The organism is Nocardia neocaledoniensis, assembly GCF_029868625.1.
Classification (GTDB): domain Bacteria; phylum Actinomycetota; class Actinomycetes; order Mycobacteriales; family Mycobacteriaceae; genus Nocardia; species Nocardia neocaledoniensis_A.
Genome location: NZ_JARWOJ010000055.1, coordinates 1 through 25,393, shown reverse-complemented (window position 1 = coordinate 25,393; position 25,393 = coordinate 1). Strand labels below are relative to the sequence as shown.

The window sequence follows — 25,393 nt, the reverse complement described above, 5'->3', positions numbered from 1 at the left end:
GAGGGAGAATCAGATGGGAACACCCGTCATCGTCGAGGCCGTGCGGACGCCGATCGGCAAGCGGCGCGGGCAACTTTCGGGACTGCACGCCGCCGAGCTGCTCGGCCTGGCCCAGCGCGGCCTGCTCGACCGGGCCGGGATCGACCCGGCCGAGGTCGAACAGGTGATCGGCGGCTGCGTCACCCAGGCAGGCGAGCAGTCCAACAACGTCACCCGCGTCGCGTGGCTGCACGCGGGCCTGCCCTGGCAGACCGGCGCCACCACCATCGACGCCCAGTGCGGCTCGGCCCAGCAGGCCAACCACCTCATCGCCGGCCTCATCGCGACCGGCGCGATCGATATCGGCATGGCGTGTGGTGTCGAGGCGATGAGCCGCGTGCCGCTCGGCGCGAATGTCGGCACCGACGCGGGCCCGCGCAGGCCCGCTTCGTGGTCGATCGATTTGCCCGACCAATTCGGCGCTGCCGAACGAATTGCGCGCAGGCGCGGCATCACTCGTTCGGATATCGATGAATTCGGCCTCCGTTCACAACAATTGGCGGCGCAGGCGTGGGCCGAAGGGCGTTTCGATCGCGAGGTTCTCCCGGTGTCGGCGCCGGTGCTCGACAGCGAGGGAAATGCCACCGGCGAGAAGCTCGAGGTGACCAGGGACCAGGGCCTGCGCGCCACCACGCTCGAGGGCCTGGCCGCGCTCAAGCCGGTGGTCGCCGACGGCATCCACACCGCGGGGACCTCCTCGCAGATCTCCGACGGCTCGGCCGCGGTGCTGCTCATGGACGAAACCGTCGCCCGCGACAAGGGTTTGCGGCCGCGGGCGCGCATCCGCACCCAGGTCCTCGTCGGCGCCGAGCCGGAGTTCCACCTCGACGGTCCGGTGCAGGCGTGCACCCGGCTGCTCGAGCGCTCCGGAATGAAGATTTCGGATATCGACCTTTTCGAGATCAATGAAGCATTCGCGTCCGTCGCACTTTCTTGGGCTGCTGTACACCAGCCGGACATGGACCGGGTAAATGTCAACGGCGGCGCGATCGCAATCGGGCATCCGGTCGGCTCCACCGGCTCTCGGCTCATCACCACCGCTTTGCACGAGCTCGAACGCACGGGCAAGGGCACGGCGATGGTGCTCATGTGCGCCGGTGGCGCACTCGCGACCGGAACGATCATCGAGCGCCTGTAGACTGGTCGTCACTGAAACCGGGCGCCCAGGTTGAACATTCATCCCCGGGCGCCCGGAACGTGTCGTACGCCACACAATCCAGGGGACGCGGGGGAACATGAAACATCAGCTAACATTGAGCTACTATCGAGCTATGCTTGAAGAACCCCGCGACGGGCACGAACCCCGGGACCCCTGCGCTCCACAAGAGTCGTTGGCGTGACCCGCAAACGCGACCGCCGCGGCCCCTGCACGCAGGTGAGCTTCGGAAACCGAAGAGAAATCCTGAATCAGGCGTAGGTTTTCAGTTACTGAGCCGCTAATATCAATGATACGTATCCGAGATAACGACTGTTAGTACAGTGAAGGGAATTGGGCGGCTCACAATGGCTGATTTCGCGGCGCGGCTGAACAAGCTGTTCGAAACCGTGCATCCCCCGGGGCGCAAGCCGCACACCAACGCAGAGGTTGCGGCTGCGCTGACTGCCTCCGGGCATCCGATCTCGAAGCCGTATCTCTCGCAGCTGCGGTCGGGACAACGAACGAACCCGTCCGACGAGACGGTGGCCGCCCTGGCGAAGTTCTTCAAGGTCAAGCCTGACTACTTCTTCAACGACATCTACGCGGCCAAGATCGATCACGACCTGGAGCTGCTCGCGCAGCTGCAGGGCTACGGGCTGCGTCGACTGTCCAGCAGGGCATTCGACCTCTCGGAAGAATCACAGAATCTGCTCACCTCGATGGCGGAGAAGTTGCGGGCCAGCGAAGGCTTGCCCGAAATTCCTCCGGACGGAACAGAATAGGAACACGAAGCAAGGCCGGATACGTGCACAGCGAACGGGCCTGAGCCGGTGGAAATCCACCTCTCAGGCCCGTTCGCTGTCTGGTCAGGTCAGGCGGCGGCGTTCTGCGGCGCGCCCTCGGTCGCCACGGCGGTCTGATACTTGTTCGCGATGGCCAGCACCCAGCCACGGGGGCTCACCCCGGGCGGCGGCGCGATCCAGCGAGCGTCGACGAACAAGTCGCCCAACGGATTTCGGGCCCACTCGGCCACCACGGCCGCGCGCTCGGGGATCGAGGCGGGCGGCTCACCCGCGGCGGGGATGACGATGCCGCTGCCGGAGAGCAGGTACAGCGCGTCCATCACCTGGGCCACGTGGTCGGAGGCCTTCAACTGCGTGGAAGTGGCGTTCTGCTCGGGGGCGACGACCTCGGGGAAACGTCCGACCATCAACTTGTGCAGCGGCCGGATCCGGCGCAGCAGGATCCTGGCGCGCCACCACAGCTCGATCACGATCGACACCGCGCCGAGCGCGATCAACAGGCTCGCGATCTCCCACGCCTGCCAGCCCCACAGCGGCTGACCCGGCGGGGTCGGCTCGGCGTCCTGGAGTGCGCGGCCCGCGTTGGCGACCGCGAGCACCGCGACCAGCGCCGTGCCCGCGGTGTAGATCGCGATGCCGCGACCGAGCGTCGTCCAGTCCAGATTGCGCAGACCGGTGGTGACGATGAAGACCGCGCCGAGCGCGACGACGATCCAGCCGAAGGTGAACGACCAGGCCAGCGTGATGACGATGGCGAGCGCGCCGATGCCGTACACCACCATCGCGATCTGGCGCAGATTCCGGCGCGAGACCACCGGCCACGCGGCCGAGGCCACCACCGAGGTGGCGGTCGTGAACAGGATCCAGGCCGAGTCGACGATGCCGGTGGACAACCACCCGCTGCGCACCCCGCCGGGGAGCAGGTTGTCGATGGCCACCGCGATATCCGGGATGGCGACGGTCGACGCGAGCGCCACGGCGGACACCGCGACGACGATCGCCACGCGAGCGGTCGTCGCCGGCTTGACCAGCACGCGGCCCACTCGCGCACCCGCGGCAACCCAGACCAGCAGGGCTGTCAACCAGAGTGTCATCCGAGTGCCTCATCGAATCGAAGGACCGAGACGCCTGCGCCCCGGTTGTTGAAGACGCGCAGCCGGGTCATGAGCATGGCAGCGAAGGTCTCGGCCTCCCACTCCGCGAGGTCGTCGGCGCCGTCGTCGACGATCTGCGCGTGCGCGCGCTGACTGAGCATGTAGGCGATCAGGTCGTCGCTGACCTCGAGCGTGGTCTCCACCGCGGGCGCGCCCTCGTGGTCGAACACGATGTGGCCGAGTTCGTGCGCGAGGGTGTGATCGCGGCTGGGCAGGGCATCGGCGAGGACGATGATGTCGCGTTCGGGGTAGAAGCGGCGCTGACCGCACACGCCGGGGCCCAACTGCGCGCTGGTGATCTCGATCTCGCGCTGCCGCTCCTGGGAGATCGCCGCGACCACCTCGTCGAGGGTGGTCGCGTCGGAGTCGGCGGCGACCGCGCACACCGCGTCGACCGCGGCCGCGACGCGTCGATAGGACCTGGAGGTGCTCTGGGTCTTGCTCTTACTCATCGAAGATCCCCTCACGACCTCGGTCCGAAGAACTCGGCACGCGCCGCGTTCACCCGCGCTTGGGCTGCCGCGGCACCTTGGAAACTCACTGCGCCCGAACCGGTTCCGGCCAGCGCGAGCGCGATCAGGCCGCCGATCACCGACAGCAGCTCCGGCTCGGGCAAGCCGCCGTTGTCACTGGTCGGCTTGACCTCGTGGTTCGGCTTCGCCGCCCGGGCCGGTGCGGCCGCGGCGGGCGGCGCCGGGGGTGCCGCGGCGGCGGGCGGTGCGGCGGCCGGGACAGGCGCCGCCACAACGATATTGGGCACCGAGGGTGCCGAAGGCGCGGCGGGCGACGGCGGAATCGCGATCGACGGCAGAGCGGGCGCGGCGGGCGGGGTGGGCACCTGCAGGAGCAGCAGGAGCAGCAGCGGCGAGGCCGAGCCCACCGCCGCTGAACCGACAGCGGCCGAACCGACAGCGGCCGAACCCACTGCGGCGGAACCGGTTCCGGCCAGCGCGGAGCCGAGGCCGAGCAGCGCCGAGCCGGTGCCGACACCGGCCGAGCCGACGGCCGCGGAGCCGGTACCGAGCAGGGCCGCCCCGGCGGCGGAGCCGGTACCGAGCACAGCGGCGCCGGCGGCCGAACCCGTGCCGAGAACAGCGGCGCCGGCGGCCGAACCGGTACCCAGGACAGCGGCGCCTGCGGCCGAACCGGTCGCCAGGACTCCGGCCGCGCCGGCCGAACCCGTGCCGAGGACAGCGGCGACACCGGCCGAACCGGTACCGAGGATGGCGCCGACACCGGCCGAGCCGGAACCGAGCAGCAGCCCGAGGCCCGCAGAGCCGGTTCCGAGGACAGCGGCACTGGCCGCGGACCCGGCACCGGCCGCGGCCGAACCGGCGGCCGCGGAGCCGGAGCCCGCGACCTCCTTCTTCGGAATCTCCTGGCTGGACTGACCGGGGATCGTCAGCGGCTGCCACTCGCCGGGGCCGGCGACCTCGGCTCCGGCCTGCGGTTCGGCGGGTTGTTCGCTCTGCTGCGGGGCGTTGTCGACCTGGCCGCCCGCGGAGCCGCTGGGCAGCCTCAGTTCGCCGGGCTTCACCGGGTCCTGGCCACCGGCACCACCCTGACCGTTGCCGCCCTTGCCGTCGTCACCGAACCCACTGCTGCCGCTGCCCGGCGCCTGAGCGGCGGGAGTCGGCGGCTTCTCCGGCGCCGCGAGGGCGACAGCCGGCCCGAGTAGAGCGGATCCGGCCAGCACGCTCGCAGCGGCAAGTACGCGCAACATGCGACCAACGGCCATGCGCTTGTCATCCCCTTAGTAATTCAGCGCAGCATTACCCCCGGTCGCGACACATTCCGGGATCGACGAACAGTAGCCCATAGTAAACCCACGGCCCCAACGGCGCAGAGGCGATCAGCAGCCGTCCAGCCCCCTGAACACCGTTGACATGACAAAAGCGCAGGCCGAGAGCTTCCCCCGGCCTGCGCTCAATATGTTTGCTATGCGCCGTAGACCGGCTCCGGCGGAGTGCTCTTCTCGATCAGCTCGGCGACGACGGGACCCAGCTCGGCCGGATTCCACCTGGCGCCGCGATCGACCGGGGCGCCATGGCGCCAGCCCTGCGCCAGGGCCACCTTGCCGCCCTCGACCTCGAACATCCGGCCGGTGACGCCCGCCGACTGGGTGCTGCCGAGCCAGACCACGATCGGCGAGACGTTCTCCGGCGCCATGGCGTCGAAGCCGGCCTCGGGCGCGGCCATCGTGTCGGCGAAGACCGTCTCGGTCATCCGGGTGCGGGCGGCGGGGGCGATCGCGTTGACGGTCACGCCGTAGCGGCCGAACTCGGCGGCGGCGGTGAGGGTGAGGCCGGCGATACCGGCCTTGGCCGCGCCGTAGTTGCCCTGGCCGACACTGCCCTGCAGCCCGGCCCCGGAGCTGGTGTTGATCACGCGGGCATCCACCGGACGGCCCGCCTTCGACTCGCCGCGCCAGTACTCGGCCGCGTGCCGCATGGTGGCGAAGTGACCCTTGAGGTGCACGCGGACCACCGCGTCCCACTCGTCCTCGCCGAGATTGACCAGCATGCGGTCGCGCACGAAACCGGCGTTGTTCACCAGCACGTCGAGGCCGCCGAAGGTGTCGACGGCCTGGCGGATCAGGCGGCGGGCGCCCTCCCAGTCGGCCACGTCGTCGTAGTTGGCCACGGCCTCGCCACCGGCGGCGACGATCTCGTCGACCACCTGCTGGGCGGGGGTCTCGGTGGTCGCGGCGCCGTCGAGCGCGGTGCCGACATCGTTGACCACCACACGCGCGCCGGCGGCGGCGAAGGCGATGGCGTGCGCACGGCCGATCCCCCGGCCCGCGCCGGTGACGATGACGGTGCGGCCCGCGCAGATCAACTGCTGGTCGTCCATGGTTGTAGCTCCTGTATCTCTGGCGGCTGGCGCCGCGGGTTTCGGCCTCGTGCCCTCGCGGCCGAAACCGTGGTGGTCGGGGTGTCGGTGTCGGGTCAGTGGTTCGCGTTGGCGGCGTCGAGGAAGGCCGGGCGTTCGCCGCCGCCGTGGACGAGCAGGGTGGCGCCGCTGATGTGCGCCGCCAGGGGCGAGGCGAGGAAGAGTGCGGCGTTGCCGACGTCGGCGGGGCTGGCCAGGCGGCCGAGCGGCACGGTCGCGGCCACCGCGGCCACCCCGTCGGCGTCGCCGTAGTGCAGGTGGCTGAGCTCGGTCTCCACCGGGCCGACGACCACGGAGTTCAGCCGCACCTTGGGCGCCCACTCGACGGCCAGTGAGCCGGCCAGGTTGTCCAGGCCGGCCTTGGCCGCGCCGTAGGCGGCCGTGCCCGGCGAGGGCCGGTGCCCACTGACGCTGGTGATCATCACGATCGACCCGCCCGTGTCCTGCTTCTGCATCGCCGCGTTGGCCTGCTGCGAGATCAGCAACGGCGCGAGCAGGTTCAGCTCGACGATCTTCTGGTGGAACTTCGGGCTGGCGGCGTCGGCCATGGCGAAGGGCGCGCCGCCCGCGTTGTTCACCACGTGGTCGATCCGGCCGTGCCGATCGAGGATCCGCTCGAACATCGCCGCGACGGCGTCGGGGTCGCGCACATCGCAGGTGAAGTGCTCGGTGGCGCGCCCGTCCACCGTGATCGGCTCGTCGGCCGGGCGGCGGGCACAGGTCAGCACGGTCGCGCCCGCGGCGAGGAAGGCCCTGCTGATGCCGGCGCCGACACCGCGGACGCCGCCGGTCACCAGAACGATCTGCGCGGAAAGGTCGATTTCTACAGCCACCGTGCTAACCTACCAAGCAATTGCTTGCTTTGTCTCGGGTATGCCGAGGCGCGCACGATGGGACTTGCGATGGGGATACACCGTCACACCGAAACCGAGGGCGTCGAAGTCGTCACCGTCGACTACCCGCCGGTCAACGCACTGCCGTCCGATGGCTGGTTCGCGCTGGCCGACGCGATCAGGGACGCGGGACGTGATCCGGGGACCCGGGTGGTGGTGCTGCGGGCCGAGGGTCGCGGCTTCAACGCCGGCGTCGACATCAAGGAGATGAACGCCGACAGCGGGCACACCGCGCTGATCCGCGCCAACCACGGCTGCTTCGAGGCGTTCGCCGCCGTCTACGACTGCCAGGTGCCGGTCGTCACCGCCGTCAACGGCTTCTGCCTCGGCGGCGGCATCGGCCTGGTCGGCAACTCCGATGTCATCGTCGCCTCCGACGACGCCACCTTCGGCCTGCCCGAGGTGGACCGTGGCGCACTCGGCGCGGCCACCCACCTGGCGCGCCTGGTTCCCCAGCATCTGATGCGGACCATGTTCTACACCGCGGGCAAGCTCACCGCCCAGCAGCTGCTCCACTACGGCTCGGTGTACAAGGTGGTCCCGCGCGCCGAGCTCGATGCCGCCGCGATGGAGGTCGCCGAGAACATCGCGAACAAGGACGGCCGCGTGATCCGGGCCGCCAAGCGCGCGCTCAACGGCATCGACGTGCAGGACGTGCACCGCTCCTACCGCTACGAGCAGGGCTTCACCATGGAGCTCAACCTCGCCGGCGTGGCCGACGAGATCCGGGCGCGTTTCGACGACGATCTCGCCGCGCAGAAGAAGGAGAACTAGAAAGCCATGCGCGACAAGCGAATGACGCTCGACGAGATCGTCGGCGAGCTGCGCAGCGGAATGACGATCGGCATCGGCGGCTGGGGCTCCCGGCGCAAGCCGATGGCGCTGGTGCGGGCGCTGCTGCGCTCCGACGTCACCGATCTCACCGTGGTCACCTACGGCGGTCCCGATCTGGGCCTGCTGTGCTCGGCGGGCAAGGTACGCAAGGCCTACTACGGCTTCGTGTCCCTGGACTCGGCCCCCTTCTACGATCCGTGGTTCGCCAAGGCGCGCACCGAGGGCGCCATCACCGTGCGCGAGATGGACGAGGGCATGGTCAAGTGCGGCCTGCAGGCCGCCGCAGCGCGCCTGCCGTTCCTGCCGATCCGGGCCGGGCTCGGCTCGGCGGTGCTCGACTTCTGGGAGGGCGAGCTGAAGACGGTCGCCTCGCCGTATCCGACCGACGGCAAGACCGAGACGCTCGTGGCGATGCCCGCGCTGAACCTCGACGCCGCGTTCGTGCACCTGGACCTGGCCGACAAGCACGGCAACGCCGCCTACACCGGCGTCGACCCGTACTTCGACGACCTGTACTGCCTGGCCGCCGAGCGCCGCTACGTCTCAGCCGATCGTCTCGTCGAGACCGAGGAGCTGGTGAAAGCCGTTCCGCAGCAGTCGATCATCCTCAACCGGATGATGGTCGACGGTGTCGTCGAGGCGCCGGGCGGCGCGCACTTCACCTTCTCCGGCAGCTACGGCCGCGACGAGAAGTTCCAGAAGCACTACGTGGAGGCCGCGAAGACGCCGGAGGCGTGGGCCGAGTTCAAGGCGCGGTATCTCGACGTGTCCGAGAACGAATACCAGGCCGCAGTCACCGCTTTCGCCGAGGAGCAGAAGCAATGAGCATTACTCGCGCTGAGGTTTGTGTCGTCGCGGCCGCGGAGATCTTCCGCGGCGCGGGCGAGATCATGGCGAGCCCGATGTCGACGGTCACCACCATCGGCGCACGGCTGGCCCGGCTCACCTTCGAACCCGACCTGCTGCTGTCCGACGGCGAGGCGCTGTTCTTCGCCGAGGTCCGGGCCATCGGCGCGATAGCGCGGGTGGAGGGCTGGATTCCGTTCTCCAAGGTGTTCGATGTGGTCGCCTCCGGGCGTCGGCACGTGGTGATGGGCGCCAACCAGCTCGACCGGTTCGGCAACCAGAACCTGTCGGCCTTCGGTCCGCTGCAGCAGCCGACCCGGCAGATGTTCGGTGTGCGCGGCGCGCCCGGCAACACCATCAACCACGCCACCAGCTACTTCGTGCCCCGGCACAACAAGCGCGTGTTCGTCGACCAGGTCGACATCATCTCCGGCATCGGCTACGACCGCATCGATCCCGAGAACCCGGCCTACCGCTTCCATCACCTGCACCGCGTGGTCACCAACCTGGGCGTGTTCGACTTCAACGGTCCCGACCACACGCTGCGCGCGCTGTCGCTGCACCCAGGCGTGAGCGCCGACGAGGTCGCCGAGAACACCTCCTTCGAGGTCGCCGAACTCGGCACTGCGGGCGAGACCAGGCTGCCCACCGAGGAAGAGCTGCGGATCATCCGGACCGTGCTCGACCCCAAGGGTTTCCGGGAGAAGGAAGTGGTGGCGGCATGAGCCGGCTGCGGACTCCGCTGACCGAGCTGGTCGGCATCGAGCATCCGGTCGTGCAGACCGGGATGGGCTGGGTCGCCGGTCCGCGCCTGGTCGCGGCCACCGCCAACGCGGGCGGACTCGGCATCCTGGCCTCGGCCACGATGACCTTCGAGGAGCTCGAGGCGGCGATCGCCAAGACCAAGTCGCTCACCGGCAAGCCCTTCGGCGTGAACATCCGCGCCGACGCGACCGACGCCACCGACCGCATCGACCTGCTCATCCGCGAGCAGGTCAAGGTCGCCTCGTTCGCGCTCGCGCCCAAGAAGGACCTCATCGCCAAGCTCAAGGACGCCGGCGTGGTGGTGGTTCCGTCGATCGGCGCGGCCAAGCACGCGGTGAAGGTGGCCTCCTGGGGCGCCGACGCGGTGATCGTGCAGGGCGGCGAGGGCGGCGGCCACACCGGCCCGGTCGCCACGACCCTGCTGCTGCCCTCGGTGCTCGACGCGGTCGACATCCCGGTGGTCGCCGCCGGCGGCTTCTTCGACGGTCGCGGCCTGGCCGCCGCGCTGTCCTACGGCGCGGCGGGTGTCGCGATGGGCACCCGTTTCCTGCTCACCCAGGAGAGCACCGTGCCCGAGGCCGTCAAGCAGGAGTACCTGGCGCGCGGCCTGCAGGACACGGTGGTGTCGGTGAAGGTCGACGGCATGCCGCACCGGATGCTGAACACCGAACTGGTCGAGCGGCTGGAGCATTCCGGCGGCTGGCGCGGCCTGTCGGCGGCGGTCGGCAACGCGGCCAAGTTCAAGTCCATGACCGGCATGAAGTGGTCGACGCTGATGCGCGACGGGCTGGCCATGCGCAAGACCAAGGACCTCAGCTGGTCGCAGGTCGTGATGGCGGCGAACTCGGCCATGCTCACCAAGGCCGGACTGGTCGAGGGCCGCACCGACGCGGGCGTGCTGCCCGCCGGGCAGGTCACCGGCATCATCGACAGCCTGCCGACCGTGGCCGAGCTGATCGAGGGCATCGTCGCCGACGCCCTCGCCCGGATCGAGGCCGTCTCGGCGCTGACCATCGAGCCGGCCGCCGAGGCCCACTGACCCGGAGCCGCACCCGGCTCCCACCCCGGACTCGCCCCGATCGACGGCCCAGAGCCAACCGTCGGTCCCACGGGGCGATCGAAACACCGGACCCGATGCCGCACTCACGAGGTGCGCATCGGGTCCGGTGCTGTTGCGGCCCTCGGCTACAGCGTGGTCACGACTCGCGCTCGAAGCCGCTCCATCGACCCTGGGTCGCCTAGTATTTGCCAGACATCGACACCGTCGCGGGATGTCACGTCGCCCCGGGGATCGGGCGCAGTTCCCAGCGTCGACGATGCCGGTATGCGCGATGATTGCCCCGCACTCGCCGCCGCTCCTTCGGCCCGTGCCCGGCCCATCGCCAGCACCGATCCGGAGGAGTAGCGCGATGACAGCCTCGGAACAGACGGCGACGAAGACGATGCCGCTGCTGACCCTGTCGGCGATGGTGGTCGGCTCCATGGTCGGCGCGGGCGTGTTCTCGCTACCGCGCAATTTCGGGCAGGCCACCGGCGGCTTCGGCGCGATCATCGCGTGGGCCATCGCCGGCACCGGCATGCTGATGCTGGCGTTCGTCTTCCAGACGCTGGCGGTGCGCAAGCCCGACCTCGACGCCGGTGTCTACGCCTACGCCAAGGCCGGCTTCGGTGAGTACCTCGGCTTCTTCTCCGCCTTCGGCTACTGGGCCAGCGCCTGTGTCGGCAATGTCAGCTACTGGGTCCTGATCAAGTCCACGCTCGGGCAGGTGCTGCCCCTGTTCGGCGAGGGCAACACCGTGCCGGCGGTGCTGCTGTCGACGGTGTGCATCTGGGCGTTCCATTTCATGGTGCTGCGCGGTGTCCAGGAGGCCGCCACGATCAACCAGATCGTCACCGTGGCCAAGCTGGTGCCGATCCTGGTGTTCATCGTGGTGCTGCTGTTCTACTTCGACCCCGGTGTCTTCGCCGACAACTTCTGGGGCGGCGACGCGTATTCCGAATCGCTGGTCGAGCAGGTGCGCTCGACGATGCTGGTGACGGTGTTCGTGTTCCTCGGCATCGAGGGCGCGAGCGTGTACTCGAGGTACGCGCGCAAGCGCGAGGACATCGGCCGCGCCACGGTGCTCGGCTTCCTCAGTGTGCTGGCCATCTTCGCGTCGGTGACGATGGTGGCCTTCGGCATCATGCCGCGTGACGAACTCGCCGTGGCGCAGCAGCCGTCGATGTCGCCGGTCTTCGAATCCGCCGTCGGCACCTGGGGTGCCTGGTTCATCAGCATCGGGCTGATCATCTCGGTCCTCGGCGCCTACCTGGCCTGGACCCTGATGGCCGCGGAGGTGTTGTTCGTGGCGGCGAAGGACCGGGACATGCCCTCGTTCCTGGCCCGGGTCAACGCCGCGAACGTGCCGGTGGTGGCGCTGATCTTCACCACCGTGCTGATCCAGATCGTGCTGATCACCACCCTGTTCTCCGACGACGCGTTCACCTTCACCCTGAAGCTGTGCAGTTCGCTGTCGCTGGTGCCGTACCTGCTGGCCGCGGCCTACGCGCTCAAACTCGCCTACACCAGGGAGACCTATGCGCGGATCCGGCCGGGCGACCGCACCAAAGAGCTGGTCATCGCCTTCGTCGCCACCTTCTACACCGCGTTCATGCTGGTCGCGGCCGGTCTCGAATTCCTGCTGCTGTCGTGCATCATCTACGCGCCGGGCACCATCCTGTTCGCCCTGACCCGTCGCGAGGCGGGCAGGCGGGTCTTCTCGCCCTGGGAGGCGACCCTGTTCGCCGCCGTCGCTCTCGGCGCTGTCATCGGCATCGCCGGCCTGGCGACCGGCGCCATCTCGATCTGAGTCCGCCCCGATCTCCGAGGAGCAGAAATGACGGAACCCCTCGCCACCGCGTTCGGCGTGCATTCCGAAGTCGGCACACTGCGCAAGGTGCTGGTCTGCGCGCCCGGCCTGGCCCACGAGCGACTCACCCCGACCAATTGCGATGACCTGCTCTTCGACGACGTGCTGTGGGTGCAGAACGCCAAGCGCGACCACTTCGACTTCATGACCAAGATGCGCGACCGCGGCATCGAAGTGGTCGAGCTGCACAATCTGCTCGCCGAAACCCTCGCCGTGGCCGGCGCGAAGGACTGGATTCTGGACCGCAAGATCGTCGCCAACGAGGTGGGGCTCGGACTGATCGACGACACCAGGGCCTACCTGGCCTCGATGGACGACCGCACCCTGGCGACCTACCTCATCGGCGGACTCGCGACCGCCGACCTCCCCGCCGAATTCCGTTCCGGCTACCTGGCACTCGCGCGCGAACAATCCGGAGTCCGCGAATATCTGATGCCGCCGCTCCCGAACACCCTCTACACCCGCGACACCACCTGCTGGCTCTACGGCGGCGTCACCCTCAACCCGCTGTACTGGCCGGCCCGGCACGACGAGACGCTGCTGATGGCCGCGATCTATGCCTTCCATCCCGACTTCACCGGCGCGAAGGTCTGGTGGGGCGATCCCGAACAGGATTGGGGGCTGGCGACCTTCGAGGGCGGGGATGTGATGCCGGTGGGCAACGGGGTGGTCCTGATCGGGATGAGCGAACGGACATCGCGGCAGGCGATCACCCAGGTCGCCGCAGCGCTGTTCGACGCCGGTGCGGCCGAGCGGGTGATCGTGGCCGGTATGCCGAAGCTGCGCTCGGCCATGCATCTCGACACGGTGCTCACCTTCGCCGACCGCGACCTGGTGACGGTGTACCCCGACATCGTCTACGGCATCCACCCGTTCTCCCTGCGGCCCACCGACCGGGCGCCCGGCATCGAGGTGGTCGAGGAGACCGCGCCGTTCCTCGAGGTGGTCGCCGCAGCGCTGAACCTGCCGAAACTGCGGGTGGTCGAGACCGGCGGCGGCTACTACGCCAACGAACGCCAGCAGTGGGACAGCGGCAACAACCTGTTCGCCGCCGAACCCGGCGTGGTGTTCGCCTACGACCGCAACACCCACACCAACGCGGCCCTGCGCAAGGAAGGCGTCGAGGTGATCACCATCGTCGGCGCCGAACTGGGCCGGGGCCGGGGCGGCGGCCACTGCATGACCTGCCCGCTGATCCGCGACGCCGTCGAGTTCTGAGCGGTTCGGTCAGCGTGGCCGCACCTCGACGCGGTTGTCGTGGAACACCGCGCCGCCACCGTAGTCCGCGTCGCGTTCGGCGATCGTCGCGTTGACCGTGGCGCCGTTGGTGAACTTGGCCCAGCGGCCCTTGGTCGTGGCCGCGACGCCGGGACGCACCCGATCGGACAGCTCGGCCACGGCCTCGAACTCGCCACGCGAGTTGGCCACCAGCACCGCGGCCCCCTCGGCGATGCCACGCGCTGCGGCGTCGTCGGGATGCAGCGTGATCGTGGATTCGCCCGCGCGGCGGCGCAATTCGGGGTTGGCGCCGAAGGTGGTGTTCAGGAAGTAGTGCGAGGCGGCCGAGATCAGCACGAGTCCGTCGCCGGGGTCGGCGGGCGGGGTGTAGGCCGGGAACGGATCATGTCCGGCCAGTTCGGCTCTGGCGGAGACGAACTGGAGTTTGCCCGCGGGCACCGGCCCCGCCTGCACCTTGAGGAAACCGTCGGCGCGCAGGCGATCGAGGTCGTGACCCCGCAGCAGTTGCTTCGCCAGCTCCTCGTCGGAATCGTAGAGGGCCGGTTCGGTGAGCCCGAGCCGGCGCGCGAGCCTGCGGAAGGTCTCGGTGGTGGACAGGCATTCGCCCGGCGGCTCGACGGCGGGTTCGTTCCACACCAGGTAGAGGTGTCCGTACCCGGCGATCACGTCGAGGTGTTCGGGCTGCATGGTGGCGGGCAGCACGATGTCGGCGTAGTCGACGGTGTCGGTGGCGAAGTGCTCGAGCACCACCGTGAACAGATCCTCACGCGACAGACCCTCGATCACCCTGCGCTGGTCGGGATTCGAGCCGACCGGGTTGGCGGCGATCACGAACAGCGCCTTGACCGGTGGGTCCTCGGTGTCGAGCAGAGCCTCGCCGAGCCTGGTCATCGACAGGGTGCGCACCGGGCGCGGCAGCAGATCGTCGCGGATCAGCGCGCCGACGTCGAGCCGGAAGTGGCCGCTGGTCGAATAGTGCAGTCCCCCACCGCGAATGGCCCAGTCTCCGGTGACACCGGGCAGGCAGGCCAGCACGCGCAGCGCCATCCCGCCGCCCGCGTGGCGCTGCATGCCCTGGGAGGCGCGGATGGCGGTCGGCCTGGTGCGCGCGATCCGCTCGCCGAGCGCGACGATCTGTTCGCGCGGCACCCCGGTGATCGCCGCGGTGCGTTCGGGGGTGAATTCGGCGATCCGGTCTCGGAATTCGGGCCAGCCCTCGGTGTGCTCGGCGATGAACGCGTCGTCCTGCGCGCCGAGGGAGACGATCACGTGCAGCAGGCCGAAGGCCAGCGCGGCGTCGGTGCCTGGCAGCGGCGCGAGGTGCTCGTCGCAGCGCTCGGAGGTCTTGGTGCGCACCGGATCGATCGACACCAGGTAGGCGCCGCTGTCCTGCACGAACTTCCAGACGTGATGGCCCGAGGTGAGCGGATTGGTGCCCCACAGCAGGATCAGTCGCGCGTGCGCGAGGTCCTCGGGATCCATGCCGCCCGCGGTGCCGAGGGTGTAGCTCAGACCGGCGCTGCCCGCGACCGAGCAGATCGTCGGCCGGTGGTGGGAGGCGCCGAGCACATTGAACAGGCGGCGCCCGGGAAATCCCTCCATGCCCTGGAGGTAGCCGAGGCTGCCGGTGCCGTGGAACGGCCAGATCGCCTCGGCGCCGAACTCGTCGATGATGCCGGTGAGCCTGGTGGCGATCTCGTCGAGCGCCTCGTCCCAGGTGATCCGCTCGAATCGGCCCGAGCCCTTGGGCCCGACCCGGCGCAGCGGATAGCGCAGCCGGTCCGGCGCACCGAGCTGCTCGAGGTAGCGGTTCACCTTCACACACAGGGCGCCGCGCGTCACCGGGTGATCCTTGTTCCCGCGCAGGCCGGTGGCGACCCCGTCCTCGACGGAGACCACCCACGAGCACGCGTCGGGGCAATCGAGTGGGCACGCTCCGAGCACCTTCACCCGATCCATCGTAAGGGGGAGCACCGACAGCCCGCCGAACACGCCCGGCAGTAACACTCACCGCCGGAATTGTGATGTAAGTCACGTAAGAGTGGTTTCGCGGACGCGTGGCACCACAAAGGATCGATTTGCGCGGAGGCCCTGTCACAGGTCGGGGCATCGTGCCCCCACGCTTGGTGGGAGGTAGGAGATGATCGGCAAGAAATTGATGGTGAGCGCGTCGGCGGCAATGCTGCTCGGCGCGGGGGTGGTGATGGGCGCGGCGCCGGTTCAGGCGCAGCCATGGCAGCCGGGATGCTCGGCACATCCGGTCAACAACAGCGCGGCGTATTCGCAGTGCTATTGGCCGGTGCGGCATCAGGTGCGCATCGAGTGCAGGCACTGGTGGGGATGGTTCGGCAGCAGCTGGGCCACCTACGAGCGCCGCGGCAACATGGCGTGGAACGGGCAGCAGTCTTGGGCCCACTGCGACACCCCTGGCACTCTCCAGCGCTGGGATGTCGTGACCTATTGGTGGTGAACGAGAACCGGGTCGGCCGAAAGGGGCCGACCCGTAACCCTCATTCGGTCTCGATGACCGGGTTGAGAATGCCGCACACCTTCCAGCCACCGTCTTCCTCGACCAGCTTGTAGGTCGCCTTGGTGGTGGTCTTCTGGCCGAGGATCTCCATGGACATGGCCGTGGTGAAGGTCCCGGAATCGCTGCCGGACGGGACGTCCACACTCTGCAGCGTCGTTGTCGTCTTCGGCAGCCCGGTGCCCGAGGGCGCCGCGGTCGGCGTCGACTTGTTCTTGTACTTCGCGATCTCGTCCCGATCCGAGGAGCACACCAGATCTTCGAGGTCACCCTTCTGATCGACCCACGCCTGCGCCGCCTCGCGCGGGGTGTCGTAACCACCGCCACCGATCGAGCCACCGCCGGGGCCGAGGAGGAGGAAGCCGCCGACCGCCGCCGCGATCAGGACGACCGCGCCACCGACGAGGAGCGCGACCTTGCCGCCACCGCCGGACCGGCGCGGCGGCTGACCGTACCCACCCGGCGCGCCGTACTGCGGCCCGCCGTGCTGGTAGGGCTGACCCTGCGGATAGGGCTGGCCCTGCGGCGGATAGGGCTGACCGGGCATCGGCCGCCCCTGCGGGTAGGGCTGACCCGGCATCGGCGGGCCCTGCGGGTACGGCTGACCCTGATACGGCTGACCTTGATACGGGTAGGGCGGTTGTGGGTGACCCATTCGGAATTCCTGCTCCTGCTCTCACGAGTGACACCCAGATCCGGCACCACTTCAGCTCATGGCTTACCCACTGCGCCAACGTGTTATCGCGGCGGCCCAGGGATGAGCAACGTTCCAGTGTCGGTGACCGATCGAGCGCTCGCAAGTGCGGAAACCGCCGTATACAGCACTACGGCCCGGTGCCGGAAACTCCAGCACCGGGCCGTCATCGGCTGCGCGGCGAATTACTCGGCGGCGCCGAGCCGTTCGATGATGGTGACGTTCGCCGTGCCGCCACCCTCACAGATGGTGAGCAGACCGTACCGGCCGTTCACCCGCTCCAGCTCGTTGAGCAGGGTCGCGAACAGCTTGGCGCCGGTCGCGCCAAGCGGGTGGCCGAGCGCGATCGCGCCGCCGTTGACATTGACCTTCGCCGGATCGGCGCCGATCTCCTTGATCCAGGCCAGCACCACCGGCGCGAAGGCCTCGTTGATCTCGATGACGTCGATGTCGTCGATGGTGAGCCCGGTCTTCTCCAGCGCCCACTGGGTCGCCGGAATCGGCGCGCTCAGCATGAAGATCGGGTCGGCGCCACGCGCGCTGACGTGATGGATGCGGGCCCGCGGGGTGAGCCCGTACTCCTTGACGGCCCAGTCCGAGGCGAGCAGCGTCGCGCTCGCGCCGTCGGAGATCTGGCTGGCCACCGCGGCGGTGAGCGGGCTGCCCTCGCCGAGCGGCTGCAGGCTCGCCATCTTCTCCAGGCTGGTCTCGCGCGGCCCCTGGTCGACGGTGAAGTCGCCGACCGGCACGATCTCGTTGTCGAAGCGGCCCGCGGCGATGGCGGCGCGGGCGCGCTCGTGGCTGCGCAGCGCCCACTGCTCCATGTCCTCGCGGGTGATGCCCCACTTCTCGGCGATCAGCTCGGCGCCGCGGAACTGCGAGACCTCGTCGGTGCCGTAGCGCTCGTCCCAGCCGGTCGCGCCGACGAACGGCGACTCGAAGCCGTACTCCTTGCCCGCCAGCATGGCGGCCGAGATCGGGATGGCGCTCATGTTCTGCACACCGCCGGCCACGATCACCTCGGCGGTGCCGCTCATGATGGCCTGGGCGCCGAAGTTGATGGCCTGCTGGCTGGAACCGCACTGGCGGTCGACGGTGACACCGGGCACCGACTCGGGGTAACCGGCGGTCAGCCACATGGTGCGGCCGATATTGCCCGCCTGCGGGCCGATGTTGTCGACGCAGCCGACGATCACGTCGTCGACGACGGCGGGATCGATGCCGGTGCGCTCGATCAGTCCGCGCACGGCGGCGGCGCCCAGGTCGGCCGGGTGCACGCCGGCCAGCGCGCCACCGCGCTTGCCGACCGCGGTGCGGACCGCGTCGACTACATAGGCTTCCCGCAGCGGGGTGTACGGGCGGCGCTCGGTCATGGGAACTCCTACTTCGCTGTGCTCGCGGGCACGGTCAGCCCGTCGAGCACGATGGTCAGATACTGCTGGGCAAGGCTTTTCACGGCGATCTGGCCGCCGGGGGTGTACCAGCGCACCGCGACCCACACGGTGTCGCGCAGGAAGCGGAACGCCAGTTCCACGTCGAGTTCGGGCCGGAAGCTGCCGTCGGCGACACCGGCGGTGAGCACCTTGTGCCACAGCTCGCGGAACTCGGTGTTGAAGTCGCGGATGTAGGCGAAGCGCTCCACATCGCGCAGGTTCTTGGCCTCGGCCTGGTAGATGGCGACGGCGGCGTGGTGCCGGTCGAAGGATTCGTAGGAGGCGATCACCAAGGCCTCCAACGTCTCCCGCGAGCTCAGGCCCGCCGCCGCGATCTCGCGGTAGCGGCCGAACAGGTCGTCGAGGAAGCCGCGCAGGATCTCGTCGACCATCGACTCCTTGGAGTCGAAATGGTGATAGAGGCTGCCCGAGAGGATCCCCGCCGAGTCGGCGATGTCGCGCACGGTGGTGGCACGCAGGCCACGCTCGGCGAACAGGTCGGCGGCCAGGCCGAGCAGTTCCTCGCGGCGGGTGCGTTTCACGGTGTCGGGTGCGGTCACGGTGTCATTCCTCCATACTCGGGCGCCCGCTCATCATGCGCGTTGACTGCTCACCGAGACCACCTCGCCGGTCAGGTACGAGGTGTAGTCGCTGGCCAGCATGGCGATCGTCGCGGCGACTTCCCACGGCTCGGCCGCGCGGCCGAAGGCCTCGCGCTCGCTGAGCGCGTCGAGCAGTTCGGTCGAGCTCACCTTGTCCAGGAACGGGTGCCGGGCGATGCTCGGCGCGACGGCGTTGATCCGGACCCCGAACTCCGCGGCTTCGACGGCGCTGCACCTGGTCAGCGCCATCACGCCGGCCTTGGCGGCGGCGTAGTGCGCCTGGCCGTGCTGGGCACGCCAGCCGAGCACGCTGGCGTTGTTGACGATCACGCCGCCGTGGCCGGCCGAGCGGAAGTAGCCGAGCGCGGCCCTGGTGCACCGGAAGGTACCGGTGAGCGTGATGTCGAGCACCTGGTCCCACTGCTCGTCGGTCATGTCGACGACCGGGGTCTCGCCCCCGAGACCGGCGTTGTTGACCATGATGTCGATCCGGCCGAGCTCGGCCGCGGCCGCGGTGAGCAGCTCGTTCACCTGCGCGGTATCGCGGACGTCGCAGACGACCGCGCCGACCTTGCGCTCGGGGAACTCCTTGGCCAGCAGCTCGGCGGTCTCGGTGAGCCTACGCTCGTGCCAGTCGGAGACGACGACGTCAGCGCCCTCTTCGAGCAGCCTGCGCGCGGTGGACGAGCCGATCCCGGTGCCCGCTGCGGCGGTGATGACGGCCTTGCGGCCGGTCAGCAGACCGTGGCCGGGGATGGACGGCGGCGGGACGGACAGTGGGCCGGTCACGGGCGAGCCTCTCGTGGCAGACCGAGCACTCGCTCGGCGATGATGTTGCGCTGCACTTCGTTCGAACCTCCGTAGATCGTGTCGGCGCGGCTGAACAGGTACAGCCGCTGCCATGCGGTCATGTCGTCGGGCCCGAGGACCAGCCCGGCGGCGCCCTGCACCGCCATGGCCAGTTCGCCGAGTCCGCGATGCCAGTTGCCCCACAGCAGCTTCGACACCGACGCGCCACCGGCGTCGTGGGTGTCCTCGCTCATGGTGCGCAGCGCGTGCGCGCGCAGCACCCGCAGGCCGACCCAGGCGTTGTCGATGCGGTCGGCGATCAACGGGTCGTCGGCCGCGCCGGTGCGCCGGGCCAGCGCCTCGATGTCGGCGAGTTCGCGGGCGAACCGGATCTGCTGGCCGAGCGTGGAGATGCCGCGCTCGAAGGTCAGGGTGCCCATGGCGACGCGCCAGCCGTCGCCCGACTCGCCGACGACCAGGCCCGCCTCGGTGACGGCGTCGTCGAAGAACACCTCGTTGAATTCGGACGTGCCGGTGAGCTGTTCGATCGGCCGCACCTCGATGCCCGGCTGGTCCATCGGAACCAGCAGGTAGGACAGGCCCTTGTGCCTGCTCGAGCCCTTCTCGGTGCGCGCGATGACGAAGCACCAGTCGGCGACGTGCGCGAGCGAGGTCCAGATCTTCTGGCCGTTGATCACCCACTTGTCGCCGTCGAGGCGCGCGGTCGTGCTCACCGCGGCCAGGTCGGAACCGGCGCCCGGTTCGGAGTAGCCCTGGCACCACAGCTCGCCGACCGAGCGCACGCCGGGCAGGAAACGCCGCTTCTGCTCCTCGGTGCCGAAGGCGAGCAGGGTCGGGCCGAGCAGTTCCTCGCCCACGTGGGAGACCCGCGCAGGCGCGTCGGCCTTGGCGTACTCCTCGTGGAAGATCACCTGCTGGCGCACGCTGGCACCGCGGCCGCCGTATTCGACCGGCCAGCCGAGGCAGGTCCAGCCCGCCGCGGCGAGGTGCCGGTCCCAGGCCAGCCGTTCCTCGAAGAACTCGTGCTCGCGCCCGGGGCCACCGGTGCCACGCAGGTCACGGAACTCTCCGGACAGGTTTTCGGCCAGCCAGTCGCGTATTTCCGCGCAAAACTCCGCGTCGGAGGTCGCGGTATCGGAATCTGAGGTCTGGATCACGCCCACGTCGGTAGGATAACCTACCAAGCACTTGCTTTGTTAGCCGATTGGTGAGGACCCCGTGACACCCCCTGCACAGACCACCCCGCAGGCACTGCGTGACGTCGCCGCGGCGTACCAGGACGAACCGGCCCTGATCGACGGCGCGACCCGCCTGACCTGGGGCCAACTGCTCGACCAGGTCCGGATCGCGGCGCGCGCGCTGATCGCCCGTGGCATCGATTCCGGCGACCGGGTCGCCATGTGGGCGCCCAACACCCATCACTGGGTCGTCGCCGCCCTGGCCGCGCACTCCGTCGGCGCCGCGCTCGTTCCGCTCAACACCCGCTACATGGCGGCCGAGGCGGCCGACGTGCTGCGCCGGGTCGACGCGAAGGCACTGTTCGTCGCCGGCCCGTTCCTGGGCAGGGACCGGGCCGCCGAACTGCTCGCCGAGGCGCCCGACCTCGCCATCGACACGGTCGTGGTGATTCCGGTGGAGGACGACTCCGCGCACGGCTCGACCCTCGCCTGGTCGGCTCTGCTCGAACTCGCCGAGACGGTGTCGGCGGAGACCGGCGAGGCACGCGCCGCCGCCGTCTCCCCCGACGACATCTCCGACATCCTGTTCACCTCCGGCACCACCGGCCGCAGCAAGGGCACGCTCGTCGCGCACCGGCAGGCGCTCGGCGTGGTGCGCGGCTGGGTCGAGTGCTCGACGCTGCGCGCGGGCGACCGGTACCTGATGATCCCGCCGTTCTTCCACAACTTCGGTTACAAGGCGGGCATCCTGGCGTGCCTGGTCACCGGCGCGACGATCGTGCCGCAGGCCACCTTCGACGTGCCGGCCACGCTGGCGATGATCGAGTCCGAGCGGATCACCGTGCTCACCGGTCCGCCGACGATCTACCAGACCATCCTCGAGCATCCCCGGCGCGGCGAGCACGACCTGAGCTCGTTGCGGGTGGCGGTGACCGGCGCGGCGACCGTGCCGGTGGTGCTGATCGAGCGGATGCGCGACGACCTCGAGTTCGAGGTGGTCATCACCGCCTACGGCCTGTCCGAGTCGGCCGGTTTCGGCACCATGTGCAGGCCCGAGGACGACGCGGCCACCATCGCCAACACCTGCGGCGGACCCATCGCCGACTTCGAACTGCGGCTGTCCGAGGCCGGCGAGGTGCTGCTGCGCGGGCCGAACGTCATGCTCGGCTACCTCGACGACCCCGAGGCCACCGCCGAGGCCATCGACGCCGACGGCTGGCTGCACACCGGCGACATCGGCATCGTCGACGAGCGCGGCTATCTCAAGATCACCGACCGGCTCAAGGACATGTACATCACCGGCGGCTTCAACGTGTACCCCGCCGAGATCGAACAGACCCTGGCCCGGCTCGACGGCGTCGCCGAATCGGCCGTCATCGGCGTGCCCGACGAGCGGATGGGCGAGGTCGGCAAGGCCGTCGTCGTCCGCAAGGCCGGCTCGACGCTGACCGCCGAGGAGGTGCTCGCCTTCGCGGCGAGCAAGCTGGCCAATTTCAAGGTGCCCCGGCTCGTGGAGTTCCGCGACCAGCTGCCCTACAGCGCGGCGGGCAAGGTGCTCAAGCGCGAGCTACGTGAGGAGAAATCGTGAGTCCCGAAACCGAGGCCGAGGTCGTCACCTACGAGGTGCGCGGCGCGGTCGCCGTCGTCACCATGAACCGGCCCGAGTTCCGCAACGCGCAGAACTCGAAGATGACCTACGCCCTCGACGCCGCCTTCGTGCGGGCCGTCGAGGATCCCGAGGTCAAGGTGATCGTGCTGGCGGGCAACGGGAAACACTTCAGCGCGGGCCACGACATCGGCACGCCGGGGCGCGATCATCATGTGCGCTACGAGAACACGGCCGCGCTGTGGTGGGATCACGTCGACCGCGAGGGCGGCGATCAGCGCTTCGCGCGCGAGTCCGAGGTGTACCTGGGCATGTGCCGTCGCTGGCGCGAGATCCCCAAGCCCATGGTGGCGATGGTGCAGGGCGCCTGCATCGCGGGCGGACTGATGCTGGCCTGGGTGTGCGACCTGATCGTCTGCTCCGAGGACGCGTTCTTCTCCGATCCCGTTGTCCGGATGGGCATCCCGGGTGTGGAGTACTTCGCCCATCCGTGGGTGATGGGGCCGCGCGCGGCCAAGGAGTTCCTTTACACCGGTGACCGGTTCGACGCCGCCCAGGCCAAGGAGTGGGGCATGGTGAACCGGGTCGTCCCGCGCGCGGAACTCGAGACCGAGACGATGGCGCTTGCCGAGAAGATCTCCGCCATGCCGCAATTCGGCCTCGCGCTCACCAAGAAGGCCGTCAACCAGGCCGAAGACCTGATGGGAATGCGCTCCGGAATGGACTCGGTCTTCGGACTGCACCATTTCGCGCACGCCCACAACGCCGAAGTCGGCGCCGATTCGCTCGGCGGGATGAACGCCCGCTCGATGAAGGGCGCCGCGACCGAACAGAACGGGACGAAGTAAGTGGATCTCGATATCGACCCGGCAGTCCGGGAGTTCCAGCTGGAGGTGCGCGAGTTCCTCGCCACCCATGTCCCGCGTGAGCCGCTGCCGTCGATGGACACCAAGGCGGGGTTCGAGGCGCACCGCGAGTGGGAGGCGAAGCTGGCCGACGCCCGGCTGTCGGCGGTGTCCTGGCCCGCCGAGTACGGCGGCCGGGACGCCTCCATTCTCGAATGGGTGCTGTTCGAGCAGGAGTACTACGCGGCGGGCGCGCCCGGCCGGGTGAGCCAGAACGGCATCTTCCTGCTGGCCCCGACCCTGTTCGAGCACGGCACCCCCGAACAGCTGGCCCGGTTCCTGCCGCGGATGGCCCGCGCCGACGACATCTGGGCGCAGGCCTGGTCGGAACCCGAGTCGGGCAGCGACCTGGCGAGCCTGCGCTCGACGGCCCGGCGCACCGAGGGCGGTTGGCTGCTCAACGGCCAGAAGACCTGGAGTTCGCGTGCGGCGTTCGCGGATTGGGGCTTCGGCCTGTTCCGCAGCGACCCGGAGGCGCAGCGCCACCACGGGCTGACCTACGTGATGTTCCCGCTCACCGCCGAGGGCGTGAGCGTGCGGCCGATCCCGCAGCTCGACGGGGAGCCCGGCTTCGCCGAGATCTTCTTCGACGACGTGTTCGTCCCCGACCAGGATGTGATCGGCGGGGTGAACGAGGGCTGGCGGGTGGCCATGGCCACCTCGAGCAACGAGCGCGGCCTCTCGCTGCGCAGCCCCGGCCGCTTCAGCGCCACCGCGCAGCGCCTGATCGATCTGTGGTCCGAGACCGCCGAGCCCACCGACACCGCCGCGCGCGATGCCGTGGTGGACGCGTGGATCGGCGCCGAGTCGTACCGGCTGCACACCTTCGGCACCGTCACCCGGCTCACCGACGGCGGCCAGCTCGGCGCGGAGTCCTCGATCACCAAGGTGTTCTGGTCCGAGCTCGACATCGCCATGCACGAGACGGCCCTCGATCTGCTCGGCCCCGCCGCCGAGCTCACGAGCAAGTGGACCGACGGCTACCTGTTCTCGCTGTCCGGCCCGATCTACGCCGGTACCAACGAGATCCAGCGCAACATCATCGCCGAGCGCATCCTCGGCCTGCCGCGGGAGAGCAAGCGATGAGCTCCCGCCCGATCACAGGAGGCTCGCGATGAGATTCGCGCTCAGCACCGAACAGCTCGACTTCGCGGCCGAGCTGCGCAAGATCCTCGACGCCGGGCAGGTGCCCGCCGCGGTGCGCGCCTGGTCCGCCGGTGACACCGACAAGGGTCGCGCCCTGCTGCGCCAGCTCGCCGAGATGGGCGTCTTCGGCCTGATCGTCGACGAGAAGTACGACGGCGCCGACGCCACCCCGGTCGACCTCGTCGTCGCCCTGATCGAAACGGGTCGCGCCGCGCTGCCCGGCCCGGTGATCGAGTCGGCCGCAGTGATTCCCGCACTGCTGCAACGACTTCCCGATGCCGGTCCGGCGCAGCGGTGGCTGCCCGGCCTGGCCGGCGGAGCGTCGCTCGGCACCATCACCTTCGACGTTCCCCAGCGCGCCGTCGCGCTCGACGCCGAGACCGCCGAGGTCGTCTTGACCGCCGCGGCGGGCGCTCTCGCGGTCGGCACGGTTGCGTCCGGGGAGTCCGGGGGTGCGACCGATCCGGCGGCGATCGGCCCGCGACAGTCGATCGACCCGGCGCGCAAGCTCTTCCGCGTCGGCACCGGGGAGACCGTGGCGGCGGAGGTCCAGGACGCGCTCGACTACGCCTTCGACATCGGCGTGCTCGCCTGCGCCGCCCAGCTGCTCGGCGCGGGCCGGGCGATCCTCGAGCAGACCACCACCTACGCCAAGCAGCGCAAGCAGTTCGGCCGCGTGATCGGCGAATTCCAGGCCGTGAAGCAGCAGCTCGCCGATGTGCTGATCGCGCTGGATCTGGCCGAGCCGCTGGTCTACCGCGCGGCGCTCACGCTCGATTCGGCCGACCGCGCCCGCGATGTGTCGGCGGCCTTGGTGGCCTGTGGCGACGCGGCTCACCGCGCCGCTCGCGTCGGCCTGCAGGTGCACGGCGCCATCGGCTACACCGCCGAATGCGACCTCTCGCTGTGGCTGACCAGAGTGACCGCGCTGCGCACCGCCTGGGGCACCGCCGATTTCCACCGCGGCCGCGTCGCGGCCG

24 protein-coding genes are annotated in these 25,393 nt (G+C 69.6%); 13 read left to right on the top strand and 11 right to left on the bottom strand.

Annotation, left to right across the window (positions count from 1 at the left end):
* The first annotated feature begins 13 nt into the window (after positions 1 to 13).
* The gene (locus tag QH270_RS03150) at positions 14 to 1,177 is read left to right on the top strand and encodes a steroid 3-ketoacyl-CoA thiolase (RefSeq protein WP_280338805.1); all 1,164 of its coding nucleotides are present in this window, start codon (positions 14 to 16) and stop codon (positions 1,175 to 1,177) included.
* Positions 1,178 to 1,542: 365 nt separating this feature from the next.
* Complete coding sequence (locus QH270_RS03145) at positions 1,543 to 1,959, top strand: helix-turn-helix domain-containing protein (RefSeq protein ID WP_019044759.1); 417 nt, start codon at positions 1,543 to 1,545, stop codon at positions 1,957 to 1,959.
* 89 nt (positions 1,960 to 2,048) lie between these two features.
* On the opposite strand, the gene QH270_RS03140 is transcribed toward QH270_RS03145, so the two are convergent.
* The 5 genes from QH270_RS03140 to QH270_RS03120 form a co-directional block, all read right to left on the bottom strand.
* The gene (locus QH270_RS03140) at positions 2,049 to 3,074 is read right to left on the bottom strand and encodes a hypothetical protein (protein ID WP_280338804.1); all 1,026 of its coding nucleotides are present in this window, start codon (positions 3,072 to 3,074) and stop codon (positions 2,049 to 2,051) included.
* Positions 3,071 to 3,586 carry an ImmA/IrrE family metallo-endopeptidase gene (locus QH270_RS03135; RefSeq protein ID WP_110037467.1) on the bottom strand — a complete coding sequence of 172 codons (516 nt, stop codon included), beginning with the start codon at positions 3,584 to 3,586 and terminating at the stop codon, positions 3,071 to 3,073. The genes QH270_RS03140 and QH270_RS03135 overlap by 4 nt, the downstream gene beginning before the upstream one ends.
* An 11-nt stretch (positions 3,587 to 3,597) precedes the next feature.
* Positions 3,598 to 4,872, bottom strand: coding sequence for a hypothetical protein (locus tag QH270_RS03130; RefSeq protein ID WP_280338803.1), 1,275 nt, complete (start codon positions 4,870 to 4,872; stop codon positions 3,598 to 3,600).
* A 200-nt stretch (positions 4,873 to 5,072) separates the two neighbouring features.
* Positions 5,073 to 5,987 carry an SDR family oxidoreductase gene (locus QH270_RS03125; protein WP_280338802.1) on the bottom strand — a complete coding sequence of 305 codons (915 nt, stop codon included), beginning with the start codon at positions 5,985 to 5,987 and terminating at the stop codon, positions 5,073 to 5,075.
* A 95-nt stretch (positions 5,988 to 6,082) separates the two neighbouring features.
* Positions 6,083 to 6,859, bottom strand: a complete 777-nt coding sequence (locus QH270_RS03120; protein ID WP_280338801.1) for an SDR family oxidoreductase — start codon at positions 6,857 to 6,859, stop codon at positions 6,083 to 6,085.
* Between the two features lie 69 nt (positions 6,860 to 6,928).
* Between QH270_RS03120 and QH270_RS03115 the strand changes: the two genes are divergently transcribed.
* From QH270_RS03115 to QH270_RS03090, 6 genes are all read left to right on the top strand, one after another.
* Positions 6,929 to 7,693 carry an enoyl-CoA hydratase family protein gene (locus QH270_RS03115; protein ID WP_280338800.1) on the top strand — a complete coding sequence of 255 codons (765 nt, stop codon included), beginning with the start codon at positions 6,929 to 6,931 and terminating at the stop codon, positions 7,691 to 7,693.
* 6 nt (positions 7,694 to 7,699) lie between these two features.
* The gene (locus tag QH270_RS03110; protein ID WP_280338799.1) at positions 7,700 to 8,578 is read left to right on the top strand and encodes a CoA transferase subunit A; all 879 of its coding nucleotides are present in this window, start codon (positions 7,700 to 7,702) and stop codon (positions 8,576 to 8,578) included.
* Positions 8,575 to 9,324 carry a CoA-transferase subunit beta gene (locus QH270_RS03105; protein WP_280338798.1) on the top strand — a complete coding sequence of 250 codons (750 nt, stop codon included), beginning with the start codon at positions 8,575 to 8,577 and terminating at the stop codon, positions 9,322 to 9,324. The genes QH270_RS03110 and QH270_RS03105 overlap by 4 nt, the downstream gene beginning before the upstream one ends.
* Positions 9,321 to 10,403 carry an NAD(P)H-dependent flavin oxidoreductase gene (locus QH270_RS03100; RefSeq protein WP_280338797.1) on the top strand — a complete coding sequence of 361 codons (1,083 nt, stop codon included), beginning with the start codon at positions 9,321 to 9,323 and terminating at the stop codon, positions 10,401 to 10,403. Before QH270_RS03105 ends, QH270_RS03100 begins: the two co-directional genes overlap by 4 nt.
* Positions 10,404 to 10,773: 370 nt before the next feature.
* On the top strand, positions 10,774 to 12,213 hold the full coding sequence (locus QH270_RS03095; RefSeq protein WP_280338796.1) for a basic amino acid/polyamine antiporter: 1,440 nt from the start codon (positions 10,774 to 10,776) through the stop codon (positions 12,211 to 12,213).
* Between the two features lie 27 nt (positions 12,214 to 12,240).
* Complete coding sequence (locus QH270_RS03090; protein ID WP_280338795.1) at positions 12,241 to 13,491, top strand: arginine deiminase; 1,251 nt, start codon at positions 12,241 to 12,243, stop codon at positions 13,489 to 13,491.
* Between the two features lie 9 nt (positions 13,492 to 13,500).
* Here QH270_RS03090 and QH270_RS03085 read toward each other — a convergent pair whose 3' ends face one another.
* Entirely contained in the window at positions 13,501 to 15,471 is a 1,971-nt protein-coding gene (locus QH270_RS03085; RefSeq protein ID WP_280338794.1) for a molybdopterin-containing oxidoreductase family protein, read from the bottom strand.
* 181 nt (positions 15,472 to 15,652) lie between these two features.
* On the opposite strand from QH270_RS03085, the gene QH270_RS03080 reads away from it, so the two are divergent.
* Positions 15,653 to 15,982: a hypothetical protein gene (locus QH270_RS03080; protein WP_280338793.1), complete on the top strand. Its 330-nt coding sequence runs from the start codon at positions 15,653 to 15,655 to the stop codon at positions 15,980 to 15,982.
* A 40-nt stretch (positions 15,983 to 16,022) separates the two neighbouring features.
* On the opposite strand, the gene QH270_RS03075 is transcribed toward QH270_RS03080, so the two are convergent.
* The 5 genes from QH270_RS03075 to QH270_RS03055 form a co-directional block, all read right to left on the bottom strand.
* Positions 16,023 to 16,694, bottom strand: a complete 672-nt coding sequence (locus QH270_RS03075) for an Rv0361 family membrane protein (protein ID WP_280338792.1) — start codon at positions 16,692 to 16,694, stop codon at positions 16,023 to 16,025.
* Between the two features lie 224 nt (positions 16,695 to 16,918).
* Complete coding sequence (locus tag QH270_RS03070) at positions 16,919 to 18,079, bottom strand: acetyl-CoA C-acetyltransferase (RefSeq protein WP_280338825.1); 1,161 nt, start codon at positions 18,077 to 18,079, stop codon at positions 16,919 to 16,921.
* Between the two features lie 35 nt (positions 18,080 to 18,114).
* Positions 18,115 to 18,726 (bottom strand): TetR/AcrR family transcriptional regulator, encoded by a 612-nt coding sequence (locus QH270_RS03065; RefSeq protein WP_280338791.1) that lies wholly within the window; start codon positions 18,724 to 18,726, stop codon positions 18,115 to 18,117.
* Positions 18,727 to 18,759: 33 nt separating this feature from the next.
* Positions 18,760 to 19,557, bottom strand: a complete 798-nt coding sequence (locus QH270_RS03060) for an SDR family oxidoreductase (protein WP_019044742.1) — start codon at positions 19,555 to 19,557, stop codon at positions 18,760 to 18,762.
* The gene (locus tag QH270_RS03055) at positions 19,554 to 20,741 is read right to left on the bottom strand and encodes an acyl-CoA dehydrogenase family protein (protein ID WP_280338790.1); all 1,188 of its coding nucleotides are present in this window, start codon (positions 20,739 to 20,741) and stop codon (positions 19,554 to 19,556) included. Before QH270_RS03055 ends, QH270_RS03060 begins: the two co-directional genes overlap by 4 nt.
* A 55-nt stretch (positions 20,742 to 20,796) precedes the next feature.
* Between QH270_RS03055 and QH270_RS03050 the strand changes: the two genes are divergently transcribed.
* From QH270_RS03050 to QH270_RS03035, 4 genes are all read left to right on the top strand, one after another.
* Positions 20,797 to 22,344: a FadD3 family acyl-CoA ligase gene (locus QH270_RS03050; RefSeq protein ID WP_280338789.1), complete on the top strand. Its 1,548-nt coding sequence runs from the start codon at positions 20,797 to 20,799 to the stop codon at positions 22,342 to 22,344.
* Entirely contained in the window at positions 22,341 to 23,210 is an 870-nt protein-coding gene (locus QH270_RS03045) for an enoyl-CoA hydratase (RefSeq protein WP_280338788.1), read from the top strand. The genes QH270_RS03050 and QH270_RS03045 overlap by 4 nt, the downstream gene beginning before the upstream one ends.
* Entirely contained in the window at positions 23,211 to 24,353 is a 1,143-nt protein-coding gene (locus QH270_RS03040; RefSeq protein WP_280338787.1) for an acyl-CoA dehydrogenase family protein, read from the top strand.
* Between the two features lie 28 nt (positions 24,354 to 24,381).
* Positions 24,382 to 25,393: acyl-CoA dehydrogenase family protein (locus QH270_RS03035; protein ID WP_280338786.1), on the top strand; the 1,012-nt coding region annotated here is incomplete at its 3' end.

Excerpts from the sequence above, each read along its gene's own strand:
- QH270_RS03115 (WP_280338800.1), top strand. The coding sequence starts at position 6,929 with ATGGGGATACACCGTCACACCGAAACCGAGGGCGTCGAAGTCGTCACC.
- QH270_RS03080 (WP_280338793.1), top strand. The coding sequence starts at position 15,653 with ATGATCGGCAAGAAATTGATGGTGAGCGCGTCGGCGGCAATGCTGCTC.
- QH270_RS03135 (WP_110037467.1), bottom strand. The coding sequence starts at position 3,586 with ATGAGTAAGAGCAAGACCCAGAGCACCTCCAGGTCCTATCGACGCGTC.
- QH270_RS03095 (WP_280338796.1), top strand. The coding sequence starts at position 10,774 with ATGACAGCCTCGGAACAGACGGCGACGAAGACGATGCCGCTGCTGACC.
- QH270_RS03100 (WP_280338797.1), top strand. The coding sequence starts at position 9,321 with ATGAGCCGGCTGCGGACTCCGCTGACCGAGCTGGTCGGCATCGAGCAT.
- QH270_RS03145 (WP_019044759.1), top strand. The coding sequence starts at position 1,543 with ATGGCTGATTTCGCGGCGCGGCTGAACAAGCTGTTCGAAACCGTGCAT.
- QH270_RS03150 (WP_280338805.1), top strand. The coding sequence starts at position 14 with ATGGGAACACCCGTCATCGTCGAGGCCGTGCGGACGCCGATCGGCAAG.
- QH270_RS03110 (WP_280338799.1), top strand. The coding sequence starts at position 7,700 with ATGCGCGACAAGCGAATGACGCTCGACGAGATCGTCGGCGAGCTGCGC.
- QH270_RS03130 (WP_280338803.1), bottom strand. The coding sequence starts at position 4,872 with ATGGCCGTTGGTCGCATGTTGCGCGTACTTGCCGCTGCGAGCGTGCTG.
- QH270_RS03105 (WP_280338798.1), top strand. The coding sequence starts at position 8,575 with ATGAGCATTACTCGCGCTGAGGTTTGTGTCGTCGCGGCCGCGGAGATC.
- QH270_RS03075 (WP_280338792.1), bottom strand. The coding sequence starts at position 16,694 with ATGGGTCACCCACAACCGCCCTACCCGTATCAAGGTCAGCCGTATCAG.
- QH270_RS03085 (WP_280338794.1), bottom strand. The coding sequence starts at position 15,471 with ATGGATCGGGTGAAGGTGCTCGGAGCGTGCCCACTCGATTGCCCCGAC.
- QH270_RS03140 (WP_280338804.1), bottom strand. The coding sequence starts at position 3,074 with ATGACACTCTGGTTGACAGCCCTGCTGGTCTGGGTTGCCGCGGGTGCG.
- QH270_RS03090 (WP_280338795.1), top strand. The coding sequence starts at position 12,241 with ATGACGGAACCCCTCGCCACCGCGTTCGGCGTGCATTCCGAAGTCGGC.
- QH270_RS03125 (WP_280338802.1), bottom strand. The coding sequence starts at position 5,987 with ATGGACGACCAGCAGTTGATCTGCGCGGGCCGCACCGTCATCGTCACC.